The 24,831-nt window shown below is 39.3% G+C and carries 20 protein-coding genes; 16 read left to right on the plus strand and 4 right to left on the minus strand.

What is annotated here, in order from left to right; all coding sequences use genetic code 11:
- Positions 1 to 19: 19 nt before the first annotated feature.
- From AC0IWT_RS11990 to AC0IWT_RS12000, 3 genes are all read left to right on the plus strand, one after another.
- Positions 20 to 508 carry a cytidine deaminase gene (locus tag AC0IWT_RS11990; protein ID WP_471797387.1) on the plus strand — a complete coding sequence of 163 codons (489 nt, stop codon included), beginning with the start codon at positions 20 to 22 and terminating at the stop codon, positions 506 to 508.
- Between the two features lie 23 nt (positions 509 to 531).
- Positions 532 to 2,211: a PNGase F N-terminal domain-containing protein gene (locus AC0IWT_RS11995; protein ID WP_471797388.1), complete on the plus strand. Its 1,680-nt coding sequence runs from the start codon at positions 532 to 534 to the stop codon at positions 2,209 to 2,211.
- 266 nt (positions 2,212 to 2,477) lie between these two features.
- Positions 2,478 to 5,363, plus strand: coding sequence for a DNA gyrase/topoisomerase IV subunit A (locus AC0IWT_RS12000; protein WP_471797389.1), 2,886 nt, complete (start codon positions 2,478 to 2,480; stop codon positions 5,361 to 5,363).
- Positions 5,364 to 5,528: 165 nt separating this feature from the next.
- Here the strand turns inward: AC0IWT_RS12000 and AC0IWT_RS12005 are convergent, their stop codons facing one another.
- Both AC0IWT_RS12005 and AC0IWT_RS12010 read right to left on the minus strand, forming a co-directional pair.
- Entirely contained in the window at positions 5,529 to 8,801 is a 3,273-nt protein-coding gene (locus tag AC0IWT_RS12005; protein ID WP_471797390.1) for a leucine--tRNA ligase, read from the minus strand.
- Positions 8,802 to 9,038: 237 nt separating this feature from the next.
- On the minus strand, positions 9,039 to 9,443 hold the full coding sequence (locus AC0IWT_RS12010; protein WP_056869943.1) for a hypothetical protein: 405 nt from the start codon (positions 9,441 to 9,443) through the stop codon (positions 9,039 to 9,041).
- Positions 9,444 to 9,645: 202 nt separating this feature from the next.
- Between AC0IWT_RS12010 and AC0IWT_RS12015 the strand changes: the two genes are divergently transcribed.
- The 10 genes from AC0IWT_RS12015 (at position 9,646) to AC0IWT_RS12060 (ending at position 18,779) form a co-directional block, all read left to right on the plus strand.
- A complete protein-coding gene (locus AC0IWT_RS12015) occupies positions 9,646 to 10,524 on the plus strand; it encodes a cell division protein FtsX (protein ID WP_056869942.1) in 879 nt (292 codons plus the stop codon).
- Entirely contained in the window at positions 10,524 to 10,751 is a 228-nt protein-coding gene (locus AC0IWT_RS12020; RefSeq protein WP_056869941.1) for a DUF3098 domain-containing protein, read from the plus strand. The genes AC0IWT_RS12015 and AC0IWT_RS12020 overlap by 1 nt, the downstream gene beginning before the upstream one ends.
- Before the next feature lie 37 nt (positions 10,752 to 10,788).
- Positions 10,789 to 10,992, plus strand: coding sequence for a type II toxin-antitoxin system VapB family antitoxin (gene vapB / locus AC0IWT_RS12025; protein ID WP_056869940.1), 204 nt, complete (start codon positions 10,789 to 10,791; stop codon positions 10,990 to 10,992).
- Positions 10,992 to 11,378 carry a type II toxin-antitoxin system VapC family toxin gene (locus AC0IWT_RS12030; RefSeq protein WP_471797391.1) on the plus strand — a complete coding sequence of 129 codons (387 nt, stop codon included), beginning with the start codon at positions 10,992 to 10,994 and terminating at the stop codon, positions 11,376 to 11,378. Before vapB ends, AC0IWT_RS12030 begins: the two co-directional genes overlap by 1 nt.
- An 18-nt stretch (positions 11,379 to 11,396) precedes the next feature.
- The gene (locus AC0IWT_RS12035) at positions 11,397 to 12,191 is read left to right on the plus strand and encodes an undecaprenyl-diphosphate phosphatase (protein ID WP_056869938.1); all 795 of its coding nucleotides are present in this window, start codon (positions 11,397 to 11,399) and stop codon (positions 12,189 to 12,191) included.
- Between the two features lie 26 nt (positions 12,192 to 12,217).
- Positions 12,218 to 12,949: a tRNA pseudouridine(55) synthase TruB gene (truB, locus tag AC0IWT_RS12040; RefSeq protein ID WP_471797392.1), complete on the plus strand. Its 732-nt coding sequence runs from the start codon at positions 12,218 to 12,220 to the stop codon at positions 12,947 to 12,949.
- Positions 12,946 to 13,806 carry a YitT family protein gene (locus AC0IWT_RS12045; protein ID WP_471797393.1) on the plus strand — a complete coding sequence of 287 codons (861 nt, stop codon included), beginning with the start codon at positions 12,946 to 12,948 and terminating at the stop codon, positions 13,804 to 13,806. Before truB ends, AC0IWT_RS12045 begins: the two co-directional genes overlap by 4 nt.
- 133 nt (positions 13,807 to 13,939) lie before the next feature.
- Positions 13,940 to 14,935: a bifunctional riboflavin kinase/FAD synthetase gene (locus AC0IWT_RS12050; RefSeq protein WP_056869935.1), complete on the plus strand. Its 996-nt coding sequence runs from the start codon at positions 13,940 to 13,942 to the stop codon at positions 14,933 to 14,935.
- Between the two features lie 514 nt (positions 14,936 to 15,449).
- Positions 15,450 to 17,663, plus strand: a complete 2,214-nt coding sequence (locus AC0IWT_RS12055) for a cation:proton antiporter domain-containing protein (RefSeq protein WP_056869933.1) — start codon at positions 15,450 to 15,452, stop codon at positions 17,661 to 17,663.
- Between the two features lie 72 nt (positions 17,664 to 17,735).
- Positions 17,736 to 18,779, plus strand: coding sequence for a DUF2157 domain-containing protein (locus AC0IWT_RS12060; protein WP_471797394.1), 1,044 nt, complete (start codon positions 17,736 to 17,738; stop codon positions 18,777 to 18,779).
- 65 nt (positions 18,780 to 18,844) lie between these two features.
- Here the strand turns inward: AC0IWT_RS12060 and AC0IWT_RS12065 are convergent, their stop codons facing one another.
- Positions 18,845 to 19,498: a LysE family transporter gene (locus AC0IWT_RS12065; protein WP_056869931.1), complete on the minus strand. Its 654-nt coding sequence runs from the start codon at positions 19,496 to 19,498 to the stop codon at positions 18,845 to 18,847.
- An 8-nt stretch (positions 19,499 to 19,506) separates the two neighbouring features.
- Positions 19,507 to 22,320: an excinuclease ABC subunit UvrA gene (gene uvrA / locus AC0IWT_RS12070; RefSeq protein ID WP_471797395.1), complete on the minus strand. Its 2,814-nt coding sequence runs from the start codon at positions 22,318 to 22,320 to the stop codon at positions 19,507 to 19,509.
- Positions 22,321 to 22,582: 262 nt separating this feature from the next.
- Here uvrA and AC0IWT_RS12075 point away from each other — a divergent pair, with 262 nt between their 5' ends.
- The 3 genes from AC0IWT_RS12075 to AC0IWT_RS12085 all read left to right on the plus strand — a co-directional run bounded on the left by AC0IWT_RS12075 (position 22,583) and on the right by AC0IWT_RS12085 (position 24,765).
- Positions 22,583 to 23,167: an RNA polymerase sigma factor gene (locus AC0IWT_RS12075; protein WP_056869929.1), complete on the plus strand. Its 585-nt coding sequence runs from the start codon at positions 22,583 to 22,585 to the stop codon at positions 23,165 to 23,167.
- Between the two features lie 87 nt (positions 23,168 to 23,254).
- Positions 23,255 to 23,449: a hypothetical protein gene (locus AC0IWT_RS12080; protein WP_056869928.1), complete on the plus strand. Its 195-nt coding sequence runs from the start codon at positions 23,255 to 23,257 to the stop codon at positions 23,447 to 23,449.
- Between the two features lie 131 nt (positions 23,450 to 23,580).
- Positions 23,581 to 24,765 carry an MFS transporter gene (locus AC0IWT_RS12085; RefSeq protein ID WP_471797396.1) on the plus strand — a complete coding sequence of 395 codons (1,185 nt, stop codon included), beginning with the start codon at positions 23,581 to 23,583 and terminating at the stop codon, positions 24,763 to 24,765.
- Positions 24,766 to 24,831 lie beyond the last annotated feature (66 nt).

Below are 24,831 nucleotides of genomic sequence, written 5' to 3' on the forward strand. Positions count from 1 at the left end.
TTTTTATAAATCACTATAGATGAAATCATTAAATCTAAATATAAGTTTTGAGCAATACGCCGGCATCGATGAACTAAGTGATAGCGAGCGCAAGCTGTGTGCGCTCTCCGAAAAAGCGCTGGCGACTTCATATTCGCCTTATTCAAAATTCAGGGTTGGCACCGCCATTCGTTTGGCCACGGGCGAAGTTGTTTTAGGAAGCAACCAGGAAAACCTTGCCTATCCTTCCGGGTTATGCGCCGAACGGGTAGCACTCTTTTCAATCGGCTCTACTTACCCAAATGCGGTGATAGAAAGCATGGCGATAACCGCCCAAACGGATAATTTCGAAATCCTGACGCCCGTAACTTCTTGTGGTGGTTGTTTACAGGTAATGGCAGAATTTGAGCGCAAACAATCTACACCTATTGAGGTGATATTTTATTGCTTAAATGGCGAAATTTTGAAAGTGCCGAGTGTAAAGAATTTATTGCCTTTCGCTTTTGTGGAGGATAGACTGGAGCGATAACCTATATTTGTTTTTTTTAAGTTATGAGACGATTTTACCTTATCAGCGCTGCTATTTTAAGTTTTTTCTGTAGCCAGGCACAGCAAGTTTTAAAGGCTGATTTAAATTACAGAGTAGAATACTGGCGCTCTGCAGATGGCAAACCAAAGGAAGATAGAAACCCTTCGATAATTATTACAGGCGCAAAACAAAACCTCCTTACAAGCGAAAGCATTTTAGCTGGCAAGGCTAAATTTCCTTACGAGCAAACTGTTGTTACAAAGCCCGAAAATATTTTATTCCAGCTCGCAGATTTGGGCAAGTCCAATCAGATTTCAACTTCAGATAGCACTTCAATTGGTAAACAGACTTTTGAATTCAGTTCTGAAACGAAAGTGATTTTAGGCTATACCTGTAAAAAGGCAAAAACCGTTGTAAACTCAAATACAATAGAATTATGGTATACCACGGAAGCCGGAATTAAGGCTGCACCAACAGCTTTAGGCCAAAACCTTGGTTTGGTGCTGGAGCAAATCCGCAATGGAAACAGCTATTTAACGGCTGTAAAAATTGAAGAAGCGAAGAAAATTAAGGCAGTGGAATTAAGTACACTAAGCCTTACAGATGGTTTATCTTATAAAGATTTACTTTGGAAAAGCAGGTTTACCACCTTAAATGTGTTCACTAATGAAACCATCAATTTTGTAGATAAGCCACAATCGTCGGATTCTATTTTCAGGTTTGCCGGAGGAACGGTTATTGCCCGAAAAGTTAGTTTTCCTGCGTGGGCTTCAAACCCAAATGTTTTTGTGGATTTGACGGAACAATCTAACGGCGATGCATACGACAGAACGGGTTCCGTTTTTGTAATTCCGACGGATAAAACAGTTAGCTTGATGGATGCATTAAAGCGTTCGGTAAAAGAATTGCCGATTTACGACAATGGTAACGGAAAAACTTACCAGGGTGTTGTTGCTACACCAACTTACAATCCGGTAATAGAACTTATGCGGTTTTTTACCCCTTTCGGCGTGGGAAAATACAATAACCTGAAGCTTAAAGATAAAACCTGGGCCGATAAGGTATATTACCGTCAGGACATTTCCGAGCTTTTTCCTTTGGTAAACGGAAAGGAAGTTTGGGTAGCGGTTTTTATTGGCAATTACGATAAAGGCGGACATAAGGTATCGTTAAACATAACACTTCATAATGCGGGGAGAGAAAAGGCTGATAGAAGTTTAATTATGCCTTTATTTAACTCGACTAACGTAATGGAAATGGCCGGCCAGGAATACGCAACCATGTTTAGCAGCGAAAAAGGTTTGGAGGTTTCTTTTGTGCTGGCGAAAGATGTAAAAGATGCCAAACTGCGTTACATAACAACCGGCCATGGTGGCTGGGGCGGTGGTGATGAGTTTGTTCCAAAGAAAAACACGATCTCGCTGGATAATAAAGAGGCGTTTGCATTTATACCATGGCGGCAAGATTGCGGCTCTTATCGTTTATCAAATCCTGCTTCGGGAAATTTCGAAACCGGCCTTTCATCTTCAGATTTAAGCCGATCGAACTGGTGCCCGGGTACGGTTACCAACCCAAATATAATTAGCCTTGGCGATTTAAAAGCTGGCACTCATACCATAAAAGTTAGTATCCCGATGGGCTTGCCGCAAGGCTCTAGCTCTAGCGCCTGGAATGTTTCTGGCGTTTTACTTGCCAAAGAGTAGTTTGTACAAATTGCAACTGGGCAAAATTTGCAGAAATTACGTTCTTAAACCTAATTGCAGCGGCATCCTTTTAGCTGTAATTCTGAGCGCAGCGACGGAACAGCTAAAAGATACAGCGTAAAGCAGGAAGAAACGTTTAAAAAAGCGAAAGAACCTGCTTTTCAAATCTTCTTTAAACGAAAAACAGTCTACGGAATGTGCATAACCTCTCTGCATTCTGTGTAATCATTTTTATTATATTTACGGCTGCCAATTTTTGTAAATAGATGAGTGAAGAATTAGACCAAAACATAAACGAAGAGCACAAACATACGGTAACCCCAATTAACGGTTTATACGAAAACTGGTTCCTCGATTATGCGTCTTACGTAATTCTGGACCGTGCCGTTCCACATATTCATGATGGATTAAAGCCTGTACAAAGGCGCATTATGCATTCGTTAAAGGAAATGGACGACGGACGTTTTAATAAAGCGGCGAATGTTATTGGCAACACGATGAAGTACCACCCGCACGGTGATGCCTCTATTGGCGATGCGATGGTGCAGATTGGTCAGAAAGATTTACTTATTGACATGCAGGGAAACTGGGGCGACCCAATTACCGGTGATAGTGCCGCGGCGCCTCGTTATATTGAGGCCCGTTTATCGAAATTTGCGAACGAAGTTGTTTTTAATCCGGATACTACGGAATGGCAGTTAAGTTACGATGGGCGGAATAATGAACCGATTACTTTGCCTGTTAAATTCCCTTTGCTATTGGCGCAAGGAGCAGAAGGTATTGCCGTTGGTTTGGCTACCAAAGTAATGCCGCACAATTTTATTGAGTTGTTAGATGCTTCTATTGAAGCCCTGAAAGGCGTTCGGCCGAATATTATGCCCGATTTTTTTACGGGTGGTATGGCCGATTTTTCGAACTACAATGAGGGCCAGCGTGGCGGCAAAATCCGCGTACGTGCAAAGATTACCGAAAAAGACAAAAAAACCTTGGTAATTACGGAGGTTCCGTATAGCACCACAACAAGCTCCGTAATTGATAGCATCCTGGCCGCCAACGACAAGGGCAAAATCAAAATCAAGAAAATTGAAGACAGCACTGCTGCCCATGTTGAGATTATTGTGCACCTGGCGCCAGGCATTTCGCCCGATGTAACCATTGATGCGCTCTATGCGTTTACTGCATGCGAGGTTTCAATCTCGCCGAATACCTGTATTATTCAGGGTGATAAGCCACACTTTATGAGTGTGAATGATATTCTTATTGAAAATACAAAACACACCAAAAGCTTATTAAAAAAGGAACTGGAAATTCGGTTGCATGAATTGCAGGAGAAAATTTTCTTTAGTTCTTTACTAAAAATATTTATTCAGGAGGGCATGTACAAGAATCCTGAATATGAAAACGCCGCTAATTTTGATACTGTTGTTGACGTTTTGCATTTATTGTTCGACCCTTTTAAGCCATCTCTTTATCGCGAGATTTTACCTGAGGATTTCAAAAAGCTAATCGACAAGCCGATGAGTAGCATCACAAGGTTTGATGTTAAGAAGGCTGATGAGCAAATGAAAAACCTCGAGGATGAAATAAAAGTGGTAAAAAATCACTTAAAGCACCTAACCGACTATGCCATTGCGTGGTTTCAAAAGCTTAAGGATAAATACAGTAAAGGCCGGGAACGCAAAACTGAAATTCGCTTGTTCGACCGTGTTGAAGCATCAAAAGTAGCTTTGGCAAATGTGAAGCTTTACATGAACCGTGAAGATGGTTTTATTGGAACTGGTTTGCGGAAAGACGAATTTATTGCAGACTGTTCTGACATTGATGAAGTAATTGTTTTCCGCGAGGATGGAAAATGTATAATTACTAAAGTGGCCGACAAAACTTTTGTGGGCAAGGGCATTATACATGCGCAGGTGTTTAAGAAAAATGATGAGCGGACGATTTATAATATGATTTATAAAGATGGCTCGTCTGGAACAGCTTACATTAAACGTTTCGCCGTTGTGGGCGTAACCCGCGATAAAGAATACGACTTAACGAAGGGCTCTAAAGGCTCGAAAGTTTTATACTTTACAGCAAATCCAAACGGAGAAGCAGAGGTGGTAAATGTGGCTTTAAAACCGCATTCTAAGTTACGCAAGCTGCAGTTCGACCAGGATTTTGCCGAAGTTGCCATAAAAGGCCGGGGTTCGCAGGGAAATATTATCTCGAAATATCCCGTTAAAAAAATCATATTAAAAACTAAAGGTGTTTCTACTCTATCTGGATTAAAAATCTGGTATGATGATTTGCTGAAACGCTTAAATGTTGATGGCCGCGGGAAATACCTTGGCGAGTTTGATGGAGATGATAGAATTCTGCAGATTCATAAAGACGGTTACTATGAATTAAGCTCTTTCGAATTGAGCAACCATTTTGATGATGGCTTAATTTTAATTGAAAAGTTTGATGCTGAAAAGGTGTTCGCCGCAGTGCATTTTGAAGGAAAAGCACAAAATTATTTCATTAAACGTTTTAATTTCGAATTGCAATCTAATGGCAAAAAGGTTGTATTTATAAGTGAGGAACCGAAATCAAAGTTGTTGTTTTTAACATCAAACGCAGCAGCCAAAGTTGTTGTAGATGTTTTAAAAGGAAAAACACAAATTCCGGAAACACTAGATTTGGTGTTAGCTGATTTAATAGATGTAAAAGGATTGAAAGCAAATGGAAATCGTTTATCACCGCATGACGTACAAAAAGTTGTTTTACAAGAACCTGAAACCGCGGTTGAAGAGGTAGAAGAAACTGAGGATGGCGGCGGAAATGACATTTCTGGTGAGGTAGATGATGTTGAACAAGACGAAGCTGCAAACCTTGAAACGGAAGAACAGTTAGTACCTGAACAGGTTGCTGAAAACATCGTTTTAGATAAACCCAAAGTAAAATTTGAGCGGAAACCAAATCCGGCAGCACCGCAACAACCAGTTGTTAACGAACAGCCAATTGCGGAGGAAGTGCCCGAAATACCCCAGCCTGCGCCTGCAAAAACAGAAGAACCAAAATCAGCTGAAAAGCCAAAAGAAGAAAAACCTGTCAAAAAAGTTGATTTTGAGATTACCAATCCAGATGATATCGAAATTGACGAAAAAGGTCAGCTTGGATTGTTTTAGTCGCTACGGCAAGTTAAACAGCTAGAAAGTTTTTTCCATGCATGACTTGAATTGGATTGCAAAAGGTAAATAAGCATAAACCCCGACTTGATCTGCTCAAATCGGGGTTTATATTATTTAAGAGGTAATGGCGATGAGCCTTACAACCAACTTTTAACTTTAGGCTTAAACTACAACATTAATAATTTTTCCTTTTACGAAAATGATTTTCTTAGGTGCTTTGCCATCAAAAAACTTGAGGAACTGCTCGTTTGCCAACAGGATAGCCTCAACTTCCGGCTGCGCTAAAGTTAAGCTCAGGTTCAGGTTCATTTTCATTTTTCCATTCACAGAAACCGGATAAGCAAATTCGTCCTCTACCAGATACGCAGGATTAAAAACCGGAAACGCTGTGTATGACAAACTGCCCGCCTGATTACCCAGCTGAACCCAAAGTTCTTCGCAAATATGGGGTGCATATGGCGATAGCAAAACAACCATTTCTTGTAGTATGCTACGTTTATTGCATTTCAAATCTGTTAATTCGTTAACAGCAATCATAAAGCTGGAAACGGATGTGTTAAAAGAAAACCGTTCAATATCATCCTGAACTTTTTTAATGATTTTGTGCAGGGCTTTCAGTTCTGTTTTTGCAGGTTCTGCATCAGTAACCGTAAATTCCCAGGTTTCGTTGTGAAATAACCTCCAGAACTTACGAAGGAATTTGAACACACCCTCAATGCCATTTGTATTCCAAGGCTTGCTCTGCTCCAGCGGACCTAAAAACATCTCATACATACGCAAAGTGTCGGCGCCATAACGCTCTATCAAATCATCGGGATTAACCACATTGAACTTCGATTTCGACATTTTTTCTACTTCGACGCCGCAGATGTAATCAGCCCCCTCACGGCCTCCCTCTGATGGAGAGGAGATGGAACCGTCCTCTAAAATAAGAACAGCATCTTTGTATTCAGGAAACCAGTTTCTGAATTTTTCAATATTCAGCTTGTCATTTTCTACAATATTCACATCAACATGCAATGCTGATGTTTTGTATTCTTTCCTCAAGCTTGCAGAAACGTAGGTATTTGTTGGCTTTCCATCAACATCGTTGATACGATACACAAAATTGCTTCTTCCCTGAATCATCCCCTGGTTAATCAATTTCTTGAAAGGTTCTTCCTCTTTGGTATAGCCCAAATCTTTCAAAAATTTATTCCAGAAGCGGCTATACAATAAGTGGCCGGTAGCATGCTCGGAGCCGCCGATGTATAAATCCACGTCCTTCCAGTAATCAACGGCCTCTTTAGATGCAAACTCTTTATCATTGTTTGCATCCATGTAGCGGTACCAGTACCAGCTGCTACCCGCCCAACCAGGCATGGTGCTCAGTTCGTAAGAATACCCTGCCCCACCTAAATCCTCCCCAGTGGGGAGGACTTCCAGATCTTCCATAAGGGCAAGTTTCTGCTTAATTTGCGTAACAACTCCCTCAGGGTTCCCAATAACTTCTTCGTTTGTAAATCGGATCACTTCATAATTATAAAGCGATAAAGCTTCGGTTCTTTGCTTGTCCTGTTCTATAATTGAATCATGGTAACCGCCATCAACTTCAATAATCAAACCTTTTTTAAGGGAAATAAAATCAACAATATACTTATCTACCGGATGCTGTCTTCTAAACTTTACACCAGTTTGATTATCCCTTAAAAACTGCCATAATATATTCTCGGCCTCTGTAGGCTCAGAACGATGTTGCTTAGCATTATCTTTTAAAACACCATAAAGCGCTGGGTCAGCTTTAGCCCGGTAAGCATCATGCGACTCCCTCCCTCCCGGGGAGGGTTGGGGTGGGGCCTGATACCTCCATCCTTCCGCTCTCGCTAAAGGCGGTTCGCCGGTTTCTGTTGGTAAATATTTATCAATCTCAGGCAGGATTAATGGCAACTCTTCCTCTTTCAATAAATACGGCAAACCATCCTTAAAATAAACCGGAATGGGCTCGCCCCAATAACGCTGGCGGCCAAAAATCGCATCACGCTGACGGAAGTTGACCTTTGCTTTCCCAACTTTTTCGGTTTCTAACCAGTTATTCAAAAACGGAACAGCTTCTTTGTAAGTTAATCCATTAATGAAACCAGAGTTAATATATTTCCCTTCCTTAGTGGCATCCGCTTGTGTTTCTATATCTTTCTGTCCATCCAAAATCTGGATAATTGGCAAGTTAAAATGTGTTGCAAATAACCAATCGCGTTGGTCGCCACTTGGCACACCCATTACCGCACCGGTTCCGTAACCTGCAAGCACGTAATCGGCAATCCACAAGGGAACACGTTCGCCATTAACCGGATTAATTACATAACTACCGGTAAAAGCACCAGACACAGTTTTTGTATCCGCCATGCGGTCTAGCTCAGATTTCTTTTTGGTTTGAGCAATGTAACTATCCACCTCCTGTTTTTGTTCAGCTGTGGTTAATTCGGCAACCCATTCATGTTCTGGTGCCAAAACTAAATATGACACCCCAAAAATGGTATCTACGCGAGTGGTGAAAACTTCGATAGAGGCCTCACTGCCCTCAATTTTGAATTTTACAGACGCTCCAACGCTTTTCCCAATCCAGTTGCGCTGCATTTCTTTTATCGGCTCAGGCCAGTCGATGGTGTTCAAGCCTTGCAAAAGCCTGTCGGCATAAGCAGTGATTCTCATGCTCCACTGCATCATTTTTTTTTGCTCAACAGGGTATCCGCCACGCTCAGAAAAACCATCTTTCACTTCATCATTGGCTAAAACTGTTCCCAAAGCCGGGCACCAGTTTACAGTACTTTCGCGAAGGTAAGTCATGCGGTATTTAAGCAACTCGACTTGCTTTTCTTCGTCCGTAAACGTTGCCCAATCGCTCGGCATAAAAGATTTCACGTCTTCATCACAAACAGCCTTAACATCGGCGGTGCCGGATGAATTAAATTTTTCAATTAGGGTTGAAATGTCCTCTGCCCGGTCATTTTCAATGTTATACCACGAATTGAACAATTGCATAAAAATCCATTGCGTCCATTTGTAATAGGAAGGTTCGCTTGTGCGAACTTCACGACTCCAATCGAAAGAAAAACCAATCTGATCTAACTGGCGACGATAAGTTGCAATGTTTGCCTCTGTTGTAATGGCCGGATGCTGACCGGTTTGAATTGCATATTGCTCTGCCGGCAAACCAAAAGAATCGTAACCCATTGGATGCAAGACGTTAAAACCCTTAAGGCGTTTATATCTCGAAAAAATATCTGATGCAATGTATCCCAGTGGATGGCCAACATGTAAACCTGCTCCCGATGGGTAAGGAAACATATCTAAAACATAATATTTTGGCTTTTCAGAGTTACTTTCGACTTTAAATGTCTGATTGTCGGCCCAAAATTTCTGCCACTTTTGTTCTATTTCTTTGAATTGGTAATCCATTGCAAGTTTTAAATTTTTAAAGGGGCGAAATTACGGAAATTAAGGGGTTTAGTGAAACATAATTTTGCGCTGAAACACAAAATTATTAAGTACTGTACAGGTTGCTGATAGCGAATATTTCGCCATTGCGAGCTAAGAAGCCATCAGTTTCAAACAAACACCTTCGACTTATAAAAACAAAAAGCGCCATTGGTTTAGAACCAATGACGCAAGCAAATAATCGGGGATAAGATCTTTCTATCTTGTGAGGTAATATTTTTTAACAATATTAGTTTTGTCGATTTTAGCGGTGAATTGAAGTTGCGTACCAGAAATTGTAGAAACCGTACAATAAGACGTTCCTTCGGGGAAAATCATACCAAAGTCGTTGCCAAGCGAAACGGTATAGTTGCCGATTGTTCGTTGATTGGTTAAACTAAGTTCAACCTGATCATCTTCATTCGATTTAAAATCAAGGTAATCGTTCGCCGTGTAATTAAAGGTTCCATTTAGTGTTTGATTGCTATTACCTGAGACTTCAATTTTATTAACCGTCCATTTGCCAATCATTCTTGCCTTCAGAGAAGTTTCATCCTTTTTGCAGGAGAATAACGTGGCTGTTGCTAAAAAAAACAGGCTTAATAAGGTAATTCGTTTTTTCATTTAGGGTAGATTTAAGTTTTAGTTACGATTATTAACGTCCCTTATCCAAATTTCGTACAGATTTAGCAAAAAAAGCTAATTGCGGTTACCAAATTAGCAAGAAATAATTCCAATAGTATTGCGTTAATATTCATTTAGAAAACGTTTATATTGGTGTTTATCAGGTATAATTTATATTTTCGCAAAAACAAAATTTAAATACATGGAAGAATTCGAAGTAAGTGACGCATCTAAGAAGACCAAGACTGTTTATATCTCGACGATTATAAGCATCGCTTTGGTTTTGTTAATGCTGGGGCTGCTTGGGTTGGTACTTGTACACGCCAAAAACCTATCTAACTACGTAAAAGAAAACATCGTTTTAAATATTATTGTAGATGAAGGTGCAAAGGAAACTGATATTTTAGCTTTTCAAAAAGAACTGAATGCAAACCCTGCGGTAAAACAGACGCAATACGTTAACAAAGAACTTGCTGCCCGTAACTTAACTCAGGATTTAGGCGAAGATTTTGTAAACTTTTTGGGTTATAACCCACTTACTTCAACCTTTGATGTTTATCTGAAAGCAGATTATGCCAACAACAAGAGTATTGATGCACTGAAAGCCAACATCGCGAAAAACCCGGTTGTAAAAGAAGTCGTTTACCAGAGTTCGTTAATTGATATGGTAAACAAGAACATTAACACTATTGGGTTAATTATTCTTGCGTTCGCTGCCTTACTTCTGGTTATCTCTATCGCATTGATTAACAACACAATACGCCTGGCAATTTACTCACAACGTTTTTTAATAAAAAGTATGCAGCTTGTTGGTGCAACGAAAAATTTTATCAGACGTCCTTTCTTATTATATGCTGCGCTGCATGGTTTAATTGCGGCCTTTATTGCAATTATAATTTTACTTGCTACATTAATTTATGCACGTAAAGAGGTTCCTGAAATCATAATTTTGAATAACTACAAAGAATTTGGCTTTGTATTTATCAGTCTGGTTATCATTGGAATTTTCATTACTGGTTTAAGCACATGGTTTGCAGTTAGCAGGTATTTACGTTTAAAATCTTATCATCTTTACAGGTAATGGCAGAGAAAAAAACAAGTCCGGTTGCTAAGGACGTTAAAAGCGAACTGGTTTTCAACAAAAAAAACTACCAGTTATTATTGATAAGCATGGCGATTGTTGTAGTTGGTTTTGTACTGATGATGGGCACAACCGGCGACATTTACGATTTCCGAAGAACACTGTTGGCGCCTTTAGTTGTACTCTTCGGTTTCGCGTTTGGAATTTATGCCATCCTGAAAAAATAATTTGGCACAACCAATGCATTTTTTTTAACTTTAATTCATGACAACAACTAATTTGCAAATAGAAATAAACTCACTGCCTATGAATCTTAGGCAGGAAGTTGCAGACTTTGTTGAATTTTTAAAAACAAAAAACGCAACGCAACCCAAACCAAAATCTCGCGAGTTTGGGTATGCAAAAGGCAAAATTAAACTATCTGATGATTTCGACGAGCCTTTAGATATGTTTGCTGAATACATCTAATGGCTTTTCTTTTAGATACACATGCATTTTTGTGGTTTGTAGCCGGAGATAAGCAATTGCCCGCATCGATTAAAACCCAACTCAGCGACATCAATCAACCTTGTTTTTTAAGTATCGCGTCGTTGTGGGAAATAGCTATTAAGAAGCAAATAGGAAAGCTAGAATTGAAGATTGATTTTAACGAACTATTTCGATTTACAGAGCGAAATCAAATTGAGATTATTTCGATCAATGAGGCCCACCTTTCTACATTGCTTAATCTGGAATTCGCAAACAATGATCCATTCGACAGGATTATTGTATCACAAGCTATTGCCGAAGATTTAGTCTTGATACCAAAAGATAAAAAATTAAAAAACTACAAATTAAAATTAATCTGGGAATAATCCACAATTTCTAAAACTATGAATTCTTTTGAAGCGATTATCCTTGCAATTATTGAAGGACTAACCGAATTTTTGCCTGTATCAAGCACCGGTCATATGATTATTGGCTCATCTTTAATGGGCATAGCCAGCGAACCATTTGTGAAACTTTTCACTGTTGCCATACAACTGGGTGCCATTCTTTCTGTAGTGGTATTGTACTTCAAAAGATTTTTCAAATCCATAAATTTTTACATCAAATTATTAGTTGCATTTATTCCTGCGGCGATATTTGGCTTATTGCTCAGCAAAAAAATAGATGAGCTTTTAGAAAGCCCGATGGCGGTTGGGATATCCCTCCTAGTTGGCGGAGTGATACTTTTATTTGTTGATAATTGGTTTAACAAACCAACCATAAATGAGGAAGAAGAAATAACTTATTTAACAGCTTTAAAAATTGGTTTCTTTCAATGCATTGCTATGATTCCGGGTGTTTCACGCTCCGGGGCAACAATTGTTGGAGGAATGACTCAGAAATTAAGCAGAAAAGTAGCCGCAGAATTTTCGTTCTTTTTAGCTGTGCCAACCATGTTCGCTGCAACGGCAAAAAAACTGTACGATTTTTATAAGGAAGGTAACACAATTACCCACGAGCAAATTAACCTGTTAGTAATTGGTAATGTGGTGGCTTTTATTGTTGCACTTCTGGCCATTAAAAGTTTTATCGGCTACCTAAATAAACATGGCTTCAGAGTTTTTGGCTGGTACCGAATAGTAGCCGGATTAATAATCATAGGCTTGCTGCTAACCGGACACAACTTACAAATTATTTAATCTGTATCTTTGCACAAAAAAATTTTGTGAGTACAGAAAGTTCAAAGTTTAAAGATTTCAGTTTTGCAGAGGGAGAGCTGCTGCTTATCAACAAGCCATACAAATGGACTTCTTTTGATGTAGTTGGCAAAATACGTAACTCCTTAAAACCATTAAAGCTTAAGGTTGGCCATGCCGGCACTTTAGATCCACTGGCAACCGGGCTGCTCATCATCTGCACCGGTAAACTAACCAAACAAATAGACACCTTTCAGGCCGAGGAAAAAGAATACACAGGCACCATGATTTTGGGCGCCAGTACCCCATCCTTTGATATGGAAACGGAAATTGATGAAACGTTTGATATCAGCGCCATCACCGAGACTGAAATTACCGAAGCCTGCAAGCCTTTTATTGGCGATATAGAACAATATCCACCTGCACATTCTGCGGTAAAAGTAAATGGCGAACGCCTATATGTTAAAGCCAGGCTCGGCGAAGAGGTTGAACTCCGAAAACGTTTTGTTTCTGTGCCCGAATTTGAAATTACCAGAATAGAATTGCCCGAAATTGATTTCAGAATCGTTTGTAGCAAAGGCACTTACATCCGCTCCCTGGTTTCCGACTTTGGTAAAAAACTAAAAAATGGTGCTTATCTTTCTAAGCTCACCCGAACACGTAGCGGAAACTTTTTACTCTCTGATTCGTTTGAGGTTTTAGAGCTTGTTAATTATATTCGTAGCAAAAAAGAAGTAGCTAAAGCACAGGAGGAAGCATGAACAACATCAAAAACAAGAACGCACGCTTAATAAAAGAATTCCTTTTAATTGTTGCGGGGGTTACCTCGGCTTGTTTTGGTTTGAAAAGTTTCTTAATGCCAAGCCACTTTATAGACGGCGGTGTTACGGGTATTTCCTTATTGCTAAGCACCCTTACAGGATGGAATTTATCTTACCTGATTGTTCTAATCAACATTCCATTCGTTATTTTAGGCTACCGGCAAATTGGCAAAGGTTTTGCGTTTAGAACCGCGGTTGCCATTGCCGCACTTTCGCTGGCATTAGTTTTTCTACCATTTCAACCAATTACCCACGACAAGCTTTTAATTGCCTTTTTTGGCGGATTGTTTTTAGGGGGCGGAATTGGTTTAGCAATGCGTGGAGGCTGCGTTATTGATGGAACAGAGGTTTTAGCCCTCTACATCAGCAAAAACAGCATATTAACGGTTGGCAATATCATCCTGATTTTAAATGTAATAATTTTTGCGTTTGCAGCTTATTTCCTAAATATCGAAACTGCGCTATATGCCATATTAACTTATCTGTCAGCCTCTTACACCATCGATTTTATTGTAAATGGCATCGAACAATATACCGGTGTAACCATTATTTCCGAACATCAGGATGCTATAAAGAGCTTTATTATTGGCGAAATGAGGCGGGGCGTTACCATTTATAAAGGTGAAGGCGGTTACGGAGAAAAAAAAGACATTGATATTATTTTTACAGTTGTAACTAAACTGGAAATGAGCAAGTTGCAAACAGCAATCCGCCAGATTGATGCCGATGCATTTGTGATACAACAACAAATTGCCGACTTAAAAGGTGGCGTGGTTAAAAAACACGCTCTGCATTAAAAATATTTAAAAAAATTATGGCGTTACCCCAAGCTACGCAAGGGGTCGGGCTGTACGCTAAATCCCCGATGAAAAATCGGGGGATATCGCTTCCATCCCTAACGCAAAACCAAAAACCATAAAAAATCTACAATTGAAAATTTATAATAACCTTGCTGATTTCAATAAACTAGACAATGCCATTGTTACCATTGGCACATTTGATGGTGTACATTTTGGTCATCAAAAAATAGTAAAACAACTTGTAGAAAAAGCCAAAGCTGAAAAAGGCGAAAGTGTAATTTTAACATTCTTCCCTCACCCGAGGATGATTATCGACCCAGAAAATCAGGAATTGAAGATGATTAACACGATGGATGAAAAAGCGGAGATTTTGAAACAGCTCGGGGTAGACCACCTTATCATCACCCCTTTTACCAGAGATTTTTCCAATCAGCTCCCTGAAGATTACATCAGAAATACGCTGGTAAACAATATCGGCACTAAACATATCATTATCGGTTACGACCATCGCTTTGGCAAAGACCGTAGAGGCAACCTGGCAGATTTAAAAGCTGCCGGAATTCGTTTTGGATTTACAGTTGAAGAAATTATGGAGCAAGATATCCACGATGTAGCGGTAAGTTCAACCAAAATTCGCCAGGCACTTTTGGCCGGAGATGTTGCCTTGGCAGCTGATTATTTAGGTTATCCCTTTTCTATTTTCGGAAGGGTAATTAAAGGAGACAAAATTGGCCGTACAATTGGTTTTCCTACGGCAAATATTTTTGTGGAAGAAACCTATAAGCTCATTCCCGGCGATGGAATTTATGCTGTTACCGTGGAAATGCATACAAATCCTGAAATTCAGAATTTGGACAAAAACACAGAAGCGTTAACTGTAAATGACCAGCCGTTAACCTACAAAGGAATGGCTTACATCGGCCAGCGGCCAACCATTAACGGCATGACAAGAAATATCGAAGTTAATATCTTCGATTTTGACCAGGAAATATATGGTCAGGATATAAAAATGAATTTCTTAAAATTCTTGCGCCATGATGTAAAATTTACCGGTTTAGACGCCTTAACCATCCAACTTCAAAAAGATAAGGAGGCTACGCTGGCATACTTCGAAACGATAAACTAAGGCACCGAATTCATATTTTCCTTTCAAAAAGGGCCATTTTTTGCTACATTAGCAGCAATGAGGGTTTTTTACATCATTATTTTTCTGCTGTTTTCTATTAATTCTGCAAGCTACGCTTCGCAGTTTAAAAAGAATAATGCCGTTGACAGCGCTTCAAAAGTTGTTTCATTTTCTCCAAAACGACCGGTAAAAATTAATCCGGGTTTTTGTAGCGAAAATGAACATTTGCAGAAAGATTTTATCAGCAATAGCGCCTTAAAGCTTGCGCAATCCCCTTTCATACTCTTCTCATTTTTCTTATTTCTTTTTTTAAAGAACAAAAATATCAATGCAAAAGTTATCATTAAACGGTTAGGCTTTAAATATTGGTGTTTATTCAAAATGCTCTATCCGAAACACGTTTTCTGGTAGTTATAATCTGCAATAAAAGCGCAATGATGCCGCTCCTGCGTTAACTTACGCTTGGCAGAAGCCAGGCTTTTGTATATTTTACCATTTTTCCGAATTTTTATAAATGCATTTACCAGATTTAATTGCCGATTTAGGTTTAATTCTTGCAGCAGCAGGAATAACCACGCTTATCTTCAAAAAAATTAAACAGCCATTAGTTTTAGGTTATATATTAGCAGGCCTTTTGGTCGGCTCCCACCTTAGTTTTTTTCCATCAGTTACCGATACCAAAAGCATCAATATTTGGGGTGAAATCGGCGTTATATTCCTTTTATTTAGTCTGGGCTTAGAATTTAGTTTTAAAAAACTTGTTAAAGTAGGTGGCTCCGCATCCATAACAGCGATTGTAAAAGTGCTCTTTATTATTCTGGCCGGTTATCTGGTTGCGAAGGCAATGGGCTGGTCAAACATGGATAGTTTATTCCTCGGTGGGATTTTATCCATCTCATCAACAATGATTACCATAAAGGCCTTTGAAGAACTTGGCTTAAAGCATAAAAAATTTGCCGGGTTAGTTTTCGGCGTTTTAATTGTTGAGGATTTGGTTGCCATTTTGTTACTTGTTCTTTTTTCAACTTTAGCCGTTAGCCAGCAATCGGCAGGTACGGAAATGTTATTTTCAATCTTAAAACTTGCATTTTTCCTTGTGCTTTGGTTTCTCGGAGGCATATTTTTAGTGCCATCCTTCTTAAAAGCAACAAAAAAATTGATGAATGATGAAACGATGCTTGTTGTTTCATTGGCGCTTTGCCTGGTAATGGTTTTACTGGCTGATAAGGTTGGCTTTTCGCCCGCACTCGGTGCATTTATTATGGGTTCAATTTTGGCAGAAACCACGCAGGCAGAACGAATCGAACACCTCACTAAGTCTGTAAAAGACCTGTTCGCAGCAGTGTTTTTCGTATCAGTTGGTATGTTAATAGATCCGGCCATGTTGGTTAAATATTCCGTTCCAATTATTGTTGCCACGGCAGTAATTATTCTCGGCAAAATACTGTTCACCATTCTCGGGGCATTGCTTTCTGGTCAGCCTCTTAAAACATCGGTACAATCCGGAATGAGTTTGGCTCAAATTGGAGAGTTCTCTTTTATCATTGCATCGCTTGGCTTGACCTTAAAAGTTACAAGCGATTTTCTGTACCCAATAGCCGTTGCTGCAGCTGCCATTACTACTTTTACAACACCTTATCTGATAAAGCTTTCTGAGCCATTTTATCAGTTTTTGAAAAGAAATTTACCACAAAAATGGCTCGACGGAATTGAGAGATACAGTTCGAGCACGGAAGGAATTACGACCCTTAGCGATTGGAAAATACTTTTACGCTCGTATATTTTCAATACTATTATTCATTCGGTCATAATTATTGCCATTATTTTCCTGGCTTATCGGTATGTGCAACCATTTATCGTTAAAAATATTGCCAACAGCTTAACCTCAATTATTATAAGTGTTGTGGTTTCTTTTGTGTTAATGTCGCCATTTTTATGGGCGTTATCCATCCGCAGAATTCAAAAAACCGCATATTCGCACCTCTGGTTAAACAAAAAATATACCCGCGGACCATTAATTGCCATCGAAGCCTTCAGGATTGCTTTGGGCATTTTCTTCGTCGGATTTTTAATGTACGAGTTTTTCGATACCTGGATCGCTGCCGGAATTGCTCTGGCAATGATTGTTTTGGGTATGGTAATTTTCTCAAGAAAACTCCAGTCGTTTTACGACAAACTCGAAAAACGCTTTATGCTGAATTTAAATGCCCGGGAAAATCAAAAACCAGCAATTTTGCCCTGGGATACCCACCTTGCCGAATTAACCGTGTCGCCAGAATCGGAAGTGGTTGGCAAAACATTGGCGAGTTTAATGATTAGGGAGAAGTACGGAGTTAATATTGCCATGATCGAGCGGGGCAGAAACAACATTCCAACACCCGGCCGGGATGAGCTACTCTACCCTAATGATAAGTTATTATTAATCGGGGCTGACGACCAGCTCGCTGCCGTCAAAGCTATTTTAGAAGTAGATATTCCGGAAACAGAACAGGAAAAAAGCTTCCCCGATAAAGAAATGACGCTGCAAAAAGTTGTTGTAAATGCCGATTCTCCGGTATATGGTTTAAGCATTAGGAATGCTGGAATACGGGAAAAAGCGCAGGCTTTAATTGTTGGCATTGAACGTGGCGCCGACAGGATTTTAAATCCGTCATCCGATTTCATTTTCGATAATGGCGATGTAATTTGGATTGTTGGTAACAATAAAAAAATTAGAGAAGTTATATAGTTTGATAATGTGCTTTGAAACCAACACTTTTATCTTTACACTAATTTTATATCTTCGTATACAAACCTGGCTATGAAAGTTGATAAAGAAAAAAGCGAGTTTCTGGATGATATGATTGAGCACTGGAGAGCTGACGGTCTGATTGACGAAGAAACCGGAAAAAAACTGCGCAAAAGTTACGAGGCTAAAAATTTCGATTGGCTCCGCCTTGCACAATATGCATTTTGGGTTGCCCTGGCTTGTGGTTTTATTGCACTTGGTTCATTACTAATCGATAATTCTATTTTAAATTACCTGAAAAGGGTTTATGATACCCCGAATATTGTTATTGCAATCGTTTCTGCCGTCCTTGGCGCCTGGCTCTATATTTTAGGTTTTCGAAGAAAGAAAAGCTTATCTCATTTAAAATTCAGTAACGAAGCGATTGTTTTTTCTGCCATTTTGCTAACAGCCAACGCAATCGCTTATTTCGGAAAGGCGATAGATAACGGCTCCGGTAACTTCTCCATTCTAATTTTGATATCTGTATTTATTTATGGGGTGTTGGGCTACATTTTTAACTCAAGGTTAATCTGGATTTTCGCCTTAATTTCGTTAGGCGCCTGGTTTGGGACAGAAACCGGCTATTTAAGTCGATGGAACTACTATTTCCTTGGAATGAACTACCCATTGCGTTTCGTTTTATTTGGCGCAATCTTAACTGCCGCGTCTTTTATAATGAAAGTAAAACCAAAATTGGCGCATTTTTTTCAGGTTACCTACATCGCCGGAATGGTTTATCTCTTTGTTGCATTATGGGCTTTATCCGTATTCGGAAATTTCGCCAGCCTCGAAGAGTGGTACAGCGTAAGGCAATTGAGTCTTTTCTACTGGGCCTTAACATCGGCGGCCGTTTGCGTTGCCAGCACTTTATTTGGGCTGAAATACCATGATGATGTTGCAAGGGAATTTGGCATTACGTTTTTATTCTTAAACCTTTACACACGGTATTTTGAATACTTTTGGGATAGCTGGCACAAAGCTTTGTTTTTCGCTGTTTTAGCAGCCTCATTCTGGCTAATTGGCAGGAAGGCCGAGAAGATTTGGAATGTAGAATTTTTGACAAAAATCCGGTAACTTTGCTAATCTGATATTCCTTAAAAACTATTCTATAACAAATTGAGCCGGCTTTAAATTATGCGCTAAAATATAATAAACAATTGCTTTCCAATTAGATAAAGCGCCAATACGTACAGAAATATCGCTATAGATTTATTAATGATCAAGCTACTCAACGCAAACTTCTCCTGAATAAAAGTTGCAAAATGCGCATAAACGTACAGGGCCAGGGCTGAGCCAAAACCAGAACCAATACTAAAAATAATTAGCGATAAATAGTCGGTTTTTATCCACTCGTGTAGAATTACATAATTTCCAAAAAACAACCAGAAAGGTATCTGAACGGGATTTAAAACACCAAGTATTAATCCATACAAAACACTGCCACTGCGCTTATCTTCTTTTTTATTGCTTGTTTTAGGCGCCTTTTTGCGGTTAACCCACGTTATTGTGCCCATAACAATAAACATAACAATCATAAAGCAATCCACCAGGGTACCAAGTCTTACCTCGCTTACTGCTGCGTTTGGGTTAATGTCGCTCATTGCCCAGCGGGCAAAGCGCATCATACCGAAGGTGAAGCAAATTTCCACACACGAAAAAGAAAGGATAAAATACCAAACCTGCCGCATGCCTTTATTTATGGCCAGCTGCGCTACAGTAAGGTTAATATTCCCGGGAGGAATGTAACCCATTGCATTGAGTAAAATGCCAATGAAGAACGTTATAAGTAGCATTGCCGAAATTATGGATTTAAATTCAAATGCGATGCTAAATATTTCCCGGTGTATGAACTTTTCTCATTAACCAGGTCTTCAGGTATGCCTTCGAAAACAAGCTGCCCACCACCGTCGCCCCCTTCCGGACCGATGTCTATGACCCAATCTGCACACTTAATCATGTCCATATTGTGCTCAATAACCAGAATTGTATTTCCTTGTTCTATTAAGGTATTTAAGGCCTTAAGCAGTTTTTTAATGTCGTGAAAATGCAAACCTGTTGTCGGTTCATCAAAAATGAACAAGGTTTTGTTGGCATTGTTACCTTTAATTAGAAAAGATGCAAGTTTAATTCGCTGGGCTTCTCCGCCAGATAATGTGTTGGATGACTGCCCCAAATGAACATAGCCTAAACCTACATCAACCAATGGATTAAGCTTGTTTAAAATTTTCTGTTCATCCTTAAAAAACTCGACCGCATCATCAATGGTCATATCCAGAATTTCGGATACATTTTTCTCCTTATAAGTAACGTCCAAAACCTGCTGTTTAAAGCGTTTGCCTCCGCAGGCTTCGCAAGGCAAATAAATATCGGCCATAAACTGCATTTCAATTTTCACTTCGCCTTCGCCCTGGCAAACATCACAACGGCCACCCTCCACATTAAAAGAAAAAGCTGCCGGTTTAAGTCCCGCCGCCTTTGCTGCTGCTAAACCAGAAAATAATGCCCTTATGTCATCCCATGCTTTAACATAAGTAACCGGATTTGAGCGACTGGAGCGCCCTATAGGGTTTTGGTCGACCATTTCAACGGCGCTTACCAAATCATAATTACCGAAAATACCATCGTAAGTTCCGGTTTGTTCGCCTGCATAATTGCCTATTGCCTTTTGCAGCGCCGGATACAAAATCTTTTTAACGAGACTGGTTTTTCCAGAACCGGAAACGCCACTTACGGCAGTAAAAACCCCTAAAGGAAACTTAACATCAATGTTCTGAAGGTTATTTTCCCTTGCGCCTTTAATAAGAACATGGTCTTTCCATTTACGACGTTTTTCAGGAATGGCAATTTTTTCCTCGCCAGATAAATACCTTCCCGTTAAACTTTTTTTATCTTTTAAAATTTCTTCGTAATTGCCACTAAAAACCAGGTTACCACCATGAGTACCTGCCTCCGGACCAATATCTATAATGTAATCGGCAGCACGCATCATTTCTTCTTCATGCTCCACAACCAACACGGTATTGCCAACATTCCTGAGAGAGATAAGCACCTCAATAAGTTTATTTGTGTCGCGGGGATGCAAGCCAATGCTCGGCTCGTCCAGTACGTAAATAGAACCCACTAAGCTACTGCCTAGCGAAGTCGCCAGGTTTATTCGTTGCGATTCGCCACCTGATAAAGTATTTGATAAACGATTCAACGTTAAATAACCCAAGCCAACATTGTTTAAATAAAGAAAACGATTATCGATTTCCGCAAGCAGGCGTTTGGCAATTTTAGCATCATTTGCATTAAGCTTTAAGTCATTGAAAAAAACCAAAGCTTTAGATAGAGGCATTAAAACTACGTCGATAATGGATTTATCTGCGATTTTTACATAAGAAGCATCTTTACGCAAACGAGAACCCTTACAATCAGGGCAGGTTGTTTTACCGCGATAACGGGATAACATTACCCGGTACTGAATTTTATAGGTCTGCTCTTCCAGCTCTTTGAAAAAAGCATCCAAACCGGCGAAATATTTATTACCTGTCCAAAGCAGGCGTTGCTCTTTTTCTGTTAACGCACTGTAAGACCGATGGATCGGAAAATCAAATTTTGGCGCAACTTTTATAAAGTTTTGCAACCAAACGCTCATTTTTTCACCACGCCATGGCGCTATTGCATTATCATAAACACTCTTGCTTTTATCAGGAACAACTAAATCTTCGTCAATTCCAATTACATTGCCATATCCTTCACAACGTTTACAGGCGCCGTAAGGATTATTGAAAGAGAAGAAATTTGGGGTTGGCTCCTCGAAACGCATGCCATCAAGTTCAAACCTGTCGCTAAAATGTTTGGTTTTACCTTCGGCTTCCACATAACAATCGCCCTTACCTTCAAAAAATGCGGTTTGCACAGAATCTGCAAGGCGGCTCAAAGTCTCTTCATCGGTACTACTTACAATCCTGTCTATAAGAATCTGCACCGTTTCATCATTTGTTAGTTCAGCATCTTTAAAGTCAGCATCATCCAGCACGGATTCAATTTTTAAAATTTTGCCATCCATTAATACTCGTAAAAAGCCTTTTTGTAAAAGGATAGCAAGTTCTTCTTTAATGGTTCTGTTATTGTGTGGGTAAAGTGGGCAAAAAATAGTCACCGTGGTATCTGCCGGCAAGGCGCCAACAAAATCAACAACCGTACTAACCGAATCTTTTTTTACTTCTTTTCCTGATACAGGAGATATTGTTTTGCCAATTCTGGAAAAAAGCAGCTTTAAATAATCATAAATTTCTGTTGATGTACCTACGGTAGACCGGGGATTTGAGGTAATTACTTTTTGCTCGATTGCGATTGCCGGCGCTATACCTTTAATGTAGTCCACATCAGGTTTATTCATTCTACCCATAAACTGACGGGCGTAACTAGAAAGACTCTCTACATAACGTCGCTGTCCTTCAGCATATAAAGTATCGAAAGCAAGCGAAGATTTTCCCGAGCCCGACATACCTGTTACAACAACTAATTTATTTTTCGGAATTGCAACATCTATATTTTTAAGGTTGTGCACACGGGCACCTTTTATAATAATATTTTTATGCGGATCTTTTTCGGCTTCTTTTTTGCTCATGAAATATAACAGATATGGAATATAACCTTTTTAGGATAATTAGTGTTTTATAAATAATATACAAAAATAGCGTACTGAGGTGGTTAATTTATTTTTTAACATTTTATTTTTTGCTTTTTGATAAAAAAAACACTTTCTTTGAATATTAACAACCTCAAAACCAAACTAACACATTCAAAAAACATAGGAGAGCAGCTATAGAAATTAAACTTCTACAAATTAATTTTTAGCAAATAGTACGGGATTTAGTGTAGGTAAACCTATGAATTTACAATCATATAATGATCAGGACCTGGTAAAGTTATACGTTGCCGGGAACGAGAATGGATTGCAGGAACTTTTACGCCGACATAAAAGCAAGATTTATACTTCTATATATTTATTGGTTAAAGACCAATATCTTGCGGAAGATATTTTTCAGGATGCATTTATAAAGGTAATTAACACCCTGCGCTCCGGGCGATACAATGAAGAAGGCAAATTTTTGCCATGGGTAATGCGTATAGCCCATAATTTAGTTATCGATTACTTCAGAAAAGAAAAAAGAACGCCAATTATTACCAGTTCTGATGGCATGGACGTATTCAACATGCTGCACTTTTATGATGAAAGTGCAGAGGATAAAATGCTCCGCGACCAAACTCATAAAGATTTAAAAGCAATGATTCATTTACTACCAGATGAGCAGAAAGAAGTGCTTTTAATGCGTCACTACGCAGATTTAAGCTTTAAAGAAATAGCAGATTTAACTGATGTGAGTATCAATACAGCATTAGGTAGAATGAGGTATGCATTAAGTAACCTCCGCAAGATGCTTAAAACTAAGGAAATGACTTACAAAGGGTAACTTAAATATTACACAAAATGTTTTTTCGATTGAAATAAAGCATCTCAACTATCGTTAAGTTTATAAAACAAAAACATTTAGTTGCTTATGACAAAAACCTCTACATCAAAAACAAATGTAAATTTACCTACCCAAAACATGTTTCAGTCGATAACTGATAATGATTCTGATGCGGAAATTGACTTATTTTATGATCAAATCAAAAGTAAGTTAGATGGGCTGATTAAAAATCCTTCGGATGATTCAATCAACAGGATATTAGCCTACAGCAAAAAGAAGTAATTTTACAAGAGCCAAAAGCTGCCCCAAAAATTGAGGCAGCTTTTTTTATGTGCTTCATTTACACAATAATTACAAAAACATTATTGCAAACTCATACCTTTGCTTAGTGTAATTTTAACACTAAGCACTTTATGAACAAGAATTTAATTCCCTTAACACTTGGTGGCCTTGGCATCGGCATTACAGAGTTTGTGATGATGGGCTTATTGCCAGATATATCTAAAGATTTAAACGTTACCATTCCTCAGGCCGGCCATTTAATATCAGCGTACGCACTGGGCGTTGTAATCGGTGCGCCACTGTTAATTATGATTGCAGGTAAATATCCACCAAAGAAGATATTAATTGCTTTGATGGTTATGTTTACAGTATTTAATGCGTTTTCGGCCTTTGCCCCTACTTTTAACACACTTTTTATTGCGAGGTTACTTTCTGGCTTGCCACATGGTGCATTTTTCGGTGTAGGCTCGGTTGTAGCAAGTCGCATTGCACAAAAAGGAAAAGCTGCACAGGCAGTTTCATTAATGTTTATGGGTTTAACCATCGCAAACATTGTAGGCGTTCCGCTCGGAACTTTCATCGGACACAATTTTTCATGGCGAATCTCCTTCGCGGTGGTCGTTTTAGTAGGTCTTATTACTTTGTTAAGCCTCAAGTTATGGTTACCTGCTTTAGAGGCGACTAAAAACAGAGACTTAAAAGCAGAATTGAGCTTCTTCAAAAAACAGGAAGCCTGGATAATTATCTTCATGATTTCAATCGGAACCGGCGGATTATTTACCTGGTACAGCTACATTGCACCATTAATGACGGATGTTGCCGGCTTTTCGCCAAACGCCGTAACTTACATACTTATGCTTGCAGGCTTTGGCATGATGGTAGGTAATTATATCGGTGGCTTATTAGCCGATAAATTTTCACCCGCAAAAGCATCGGCAGCATTGCTGTTAACCATGGTGGTAACGTTAACAATTGTCCATTTTGTATCAGCAAATCAACCCCTGGCATTGATAATGACATTCATTACCGGCGCTATTTCTTTTGCCCTGGCAGCTCCGATACAAATGCTGATGATCCAGTCGGCTAAAGGATCAGAAATGCTTGCCGCATCTGCAAGTCAGGCGAGTTTTAATATTGGCAATGCTTTGGGTGCGTTTTTTGGAGGCTTACCATTGGTTTATGGTTTCGATTACACCGCTCCAGCCTATGTTGGGGCTGCAATGGCTTTGATTGGCGCATTTTTTGCCTTTTGGTTAATTAAAAGCAAACAAGAAATAACAGAAAAAGTTAAGGTTCCGGCGCCATCATTTCATTAATTATCATTTGCAAATGAACGGCCTTCGCCTCTAAGAAATGTTCGCCCTGCTGTTCGCTGTAGCCTC

It is taken from the genome of Pedobacter sp. AC464 (genome assembly GCF_979253075.1).

Coding starts and splice junctions, on each gene's coding strand:
- AC0IWT_RS11990 (WP_471797387.1), top strand. CDS start 20: ATGAAATCATTAAATCTAAATATAAGTTTTGAGCAATACGCCGGCATC.
- AC0IWT_RS11995 (WP_471797388.1), top strand. CDS start 532: ATGAGACGATTTTACCTTATCAGCGCTGCTATTTTAAGTTTTTTCTGT.
- AC0IWT_RS12000 (WP_471797389.1), top strand. CDS start 2,478: ATGAGTGAAGAATTAGACCAAAACATAAACGAAGAGCACAAACATACG.
- AC0IWT_RS12005 (WP_471797390.1), bottom strand. CDS start 8,801: ATGGATTACCAATTCAAAGAAATAGAACAAAAGTGGCAGAAATTTTGG.
- AC0IWT_RS12010 (WP_056869943.1), bottom strand. CDS start 9,443: ATGAAAAAACGAATTACCTTATTAAGCCTGTTTTTTTTAGCAACAGCC.
- AC0IWT_RS12015 (WP_056869942.1), top strand. CDS start 9,646: ATGGAAGAATTCGAAGTAAGTGACGCATCTAAGAAGACCAAGACTGTT.
- AC0IWT_RS12020 (WP_056869941.1), top strand. CDS start 10,524: ATGGCAGAGAAAAAAACAAGTCCGGTTGCTAAGGACGTTAAAAGCGAA.
- vapB (WP_056869940.1), top strand. CDS start 10,789: ATGACAACAACTAATTTGCAAATAGAAATAAACTCACTGCCTATGAAT.
- AC0IWT_RS12030 (WP_471797391.1), top strand. CDS start 10,992: ATGGCTTTTCTTTTAGATACACATGCATTTTTGTGGTTTGTAGCCGGA.
- AC0IWT_RS12035 (WP_056869938.1), top strand. CDS start 11,397: ATGAATTCTTTTGAAGCGATTATCCTTGCAATTATTGAAGGACTAACC.
- AC0IWT_RS12045 (WP_471797393.1), top strand. CDS start 12,946: ATGAACAACATCAAAAACAAGAACGCACGCTTAATAAAAGAATTCCTT.
- AC0IWT_RS12055 (WP_056869933.1), top strand. CDS start 15,450: ATGCATTTACCAGATTTAATTGCCGATTTAGGTTTAATTCTTGCAGCA.
- AC0IWT_RS12060 (WP_471797394.1), top strand. CDS start 17,736: ATGAAAGTTGATAAAGAAAAAAGCGAGTTTCTGGATGATATGATTGAG.
- AC0IWT_RS12065 (WP_056869931.1), bottom strand. CDS start 19,498: ATGCTACTTATAACGTTCTTCATTGGCATTTTACTCAATGCAATGGGT.
- uvrA (WP_471797395.1), bottom strand. CDS start 22,320: ATGAGCAAAAAAGAAGCCGAAAAAGATCCGCATAAAAATATTATTATA.
- AC0IWT_RS12075 (WP_056869929.1), top strand. CDS start 22,583: ATGAATTTACAATCATATAATGATCAGGACCTGGTAAAGTTATACGTT.
- AC0IWT_RS12080 (WP_056869928.1), top strand. CDS start 23,255: ATGACAAAAACCTCTACATCAAAAACAAATGTAAATTTACCTACCCAA.
- AC0IWT_RS12085 (WP_471797396.1), top strand. CDS start 23,581: ATGAACAAGAATTTAATTCCCTTAACACTTGGTGGCCTTGGCATCGGC.